We start from the raw sequence: 3815 nt of genomic DNA on the forward strand, positions 1-3815 counted from the left end.
CACCCACGGCCTCACCATCGACTGGCACCTCCCCACCCCCACCACCCCACCACCCGCCCTGCCCACCTACCCCTTCCAGCACCAGCGCTACTGGCTGGAGGCGACCAGCACCGCCAACGCCACCGACCTCGGGCTCGACCCGGCCGACCACCCGCTCCTCGCCGCGTCCCTCCAACTCGCCGACGACGACGCCCTGGTCCTCACCGGCCGCCTCTCCACCCACACCCATCCATGGCTCGCCGACCACGGCGTGCTCGGCACCGTGCTGCTGCCGGGCACGGCGTTCGTCGAACTCGCCATCGCCGCCGGCGACCAGGCCGGCTGCGACGTGGTGGAAGACCTCACGCTGGAGGCCCCGCTGGTCGTGCCGTCCACCGGCGACGGCGTTCAGGTGCAGGTGGTCCTCTCCCCGCCCGACGCTCAGGGCCGCCGCCAGGTCGGCGTCCACTCCCGCGCCGAGGACGACGCGCCCTGGACACGCCACGCCGCGGGGATCCTCGCCACCGCCCGGACCACCGAGGCCACCGGCCTCACGGCCTGGCCGCCGCCCCACGCCACCGCCACCGACCCGGACGAGGCGTACGACCTCCTCGCCGCCCGGGGCTACGAGTACGGCCCGGTCTTCCGCGGCGTGCGCGCGCTGTGGCGGCGTGGTGCGGAGGTGTTCGCCGAGGTCGCGCTGCCCGAGGACACCGACGTTTCCGGCTTCGGCATCCACCCCGCGCTGCTGGACGCCGCCCTCCACCCGGCGGTGCTGGCCGGGCTGTGGGACGGCGCGGGCTCGTCCGACGAGATCGCGCTGCCGTTCTCGTGGAGCGGCGTACGCCTGCACGCCACCGGTGCGAACGCACTGCGCGTCGCGCTGGCCCCGGCGGGCTCCGGGGAGTTCGCGCTGAGCATCGCCGACAGCACGGGCGCGCCGGTCGCCTCGGCGGACTCGCTCGTGCTGCGGCCGGTCGCGGCCGAACGCCTCAGCACGGTCGCGGGCGCGGCCGCGGGCGCGGGCCTGGGTGCGGGAGCCGTGCGCGACAGCCTGTACGCGCTCGACTGGGTCTCCGTTCCTCTCGGCGAGGCGGACGGGAGCAAGAGCGTCCCCGGCTCCTGGCACACCCTCGACCCGGACGCCGGAGCCGAGGCCGCCCTGGCCGCCGCCGTCGCCGCACCTCCTGAGGTGCTGCTGCTCCCCCTGCCGGCCACGGGCGGCACGGACGTGCCCGCGTCGGCGTTCGAGAGCGTGCGGGCCGTGCTCGCCCTGTTGCAGGGCTGGCTGGCGGATGAGCGGTTCGCCGGCACGCGGCTGGTCGTGCTGACCTCCGGCGCCGTCTCCGCCCGCAGCGGCGAGGACGTGACCGACCTGCGCCACGCCCCGATCTGGGGCCTGGTGCGGTCCGCGCAGACGGAGCACCCCGGCCGGATCGTCCTCATCGACAGTGACGACCACGACACAGCCGAGAGGTGGCTCGCCGCCGCGCTCGCCACGGGCGAACCGCAGCTCGCCATCCGCGACAACGCCGCATGGGCGCCCCGGCTCGCCCGTCCCGACACCGGTCCAGGGGCGTTCGACGGCGTCGAGAGCATCGCGGGCATCGACCCGGAAGGCACCGTGCTGATCACCGGCGCGACCGGCACCCTCGGCCGCCTCCTGGCCACCCACCTCGTCACCACCCACGGCGCCCGCCACCTCCTCCTCACCAGCCGCAGCGGCCCCAACGCCCCCGGCGCCCCCCAACTCCAGGAAGAACTCACCACCCTCGGCGCCACCACCGTCACCCTCACCGCCTGCGACACCGCCGACCGCCGGGCACTCGGCGCGCTGCTGGAGGGCGTCCAACGCCCCCTCACGGCCGTCTTCCACACGGCGGGCGTGCTCGACGACGCGACCGTCGCGGGCCTGACGCCCGACCAGCTCGGTTCCGTCCTGCGCCCGAAGGTGGACGCCGCCTGGCACCTGCACGAGCTCACCCGCGAACACGCCCCCGACCTGCGCCACTTCGTCCTCTTCTCCTCCGTCGCGGGCATCCTCGGCAACGCCGGCCAGGCCAACTACGCCGCCGCCAACACCTTCCTCGACGCCCTGGCCCACCACCGGCGCGCGCTCGGCCTCCCGGCCGTCTCGCTCGCCTGGGGCCTGTGGGAGCAGGCCAGCGGCATGACCTCCGCCATGGACGAGTCCGACCGCGCGCGGCTCGGCCGAACGGGGATCGTGCCGCTGCCGTCCGACGCCAGCCTCGCCGTCCTGGACGCGGCACTGGCCGCCGACCGGCCCCTGTCGGTCACCGCGCGCGTCAGCCTCGCGGCCGTACGCGCCCTGGCCGCGCCGCCCGCGATGTTCCGCGCCCTGGTGCGGGTCCCCACGCGGCGGGCACGCGCCGCCGCGGCGGCCACCGGCGACGCCGACTCCTGGGCCGGGCGCATCGCCGCGCTGCCGCACGAGGAGCGCGAACGCACGGTGCTCGACATGGTGCGTGCGCAGGTCGCGATCGTCCTCGGCCACGCCACGCCGGAGAGCATCGACCCCGACCGGGCGTTCAAGGCGTTGGGCTTCGACTCCCTGACCGCCGTCGAGCTCCGCAACCGGCTCGGCTCGGCGACCGGCCTGAGACTGCCGGCGACCCTGATCTTCGACTACCCGACGCTCCAGGCCCTCACCACGCACCTGCTGGCGGAGGTGACGGGCGCGACGCCGGCAGCGGGCGCGCCGGTGGTGCGCAACGCCGCCCTGGACGACGACCCGATCGTGATCGTCGGCATGGCCTGCCGCTACCCGGGCGGGGTGCGCTCGCCCGAAGACCTGTGGCGGCTGGTCGCGGAGGGCCGCGACGCCGTCTCGGCCTTCCCCACCAACCGGGGCTGGGACCTCGACGCCCTGTACGACCCCGACCCCGACAAGGAGGGGACGGCGTACGCCCGAGAGGGCGGCTTCCTGTACGACGCCGACCGTTTCGACCCGGACTTCTTCGGGATCTCGCCGCGCGAGGCGCTGGCGACGGACCCGCAGCAGCGGCTGCTGCTCCAGACGGCGTGGGAGGCGTTCGAGCGGGCCGGGATCGACCCGACGACGCTGCGCGGCAGCCAGACCGGCGTGTTCGCGGGCGTGATGTACAACGACTACCGCTGGCGCCTGCGCGAGGCGCCCGAGGGCTTCGAGGCGTACCTCGGCAACGGCAGCGCGGCGAGCGTGGCCTCGGGCCGGGTGGCGTACACCTTCGGCTTCGAGGGCCCGGCCGTGTCGGTGGACACGGCGTGCTCGTCGTCGCTGGTCGCGCTGCACCTGGCCGTGCAGGCGCTGCGTCAGGGCGAGTGCGACCTGGCGCTGGCGGGCGGCGTGACGGTGATGGCCACCCCGGCGCCGTTCATCGAGTTCAGCCGCCAGCGGGGCCTCGCGCCGGACGGGCGCTGCAAGTCCTTCTCGGCGGCGGCCGACGGCGCGGGGTGGGGGGAGGGCGTGGGGCTGGTGCTGCTGGAGCGGCAGTCGGAGGCGCGGCGCAAGGGGCACGAGGTGCTCGCGGTGCTGCGCGGCTCGGCCGTCAACCAGGACGGCGCCAGCAACGGCCTGACCGCGCCGAACGGCCCCTCGCAGCAGCGGATGATCCGCCAGGCGCTGGCGAGCGCAGGACTGGGCGCCGCCGACGTGGATGTGGTCGAGGGGCACGGCACCGGCACGACGCTGGGCGACCCGATCGAGGCGCAGGCGCTGCTCGCGACCTACGGGCAGGACCGGCCGGAGGACCGGCCGCTGTGGCTGGGCTCGATCAAGTCCAACATCGGCCACACGCAGGCGGCGGCGGGTGTGGCGGGCGTGATCAAGATGGTCA

1 protein-coding gene is annotated in these 3815 nt (G+C 75.6%); it reads left to right on the forward strand.

From position 1 onward, the window contains the following. Window positions 1-3815: SDR family NAD(P)-dependent oxidoreductase (locus ACTWQH_RS32540; protein ID WP_443290416.1), on the forward strand; the 3815-nt coding region annotated here is incomplete at both ends.

The sequence above is a fragment of the Streptomyces sp. 6N223 genome, from assembly GCF_052246635.1.
Classification (GTDB): Bacteria; Actinomycetota; Actinomycetes; order Streptomycetales; family Streptomycetaceae; genus Streptomyces.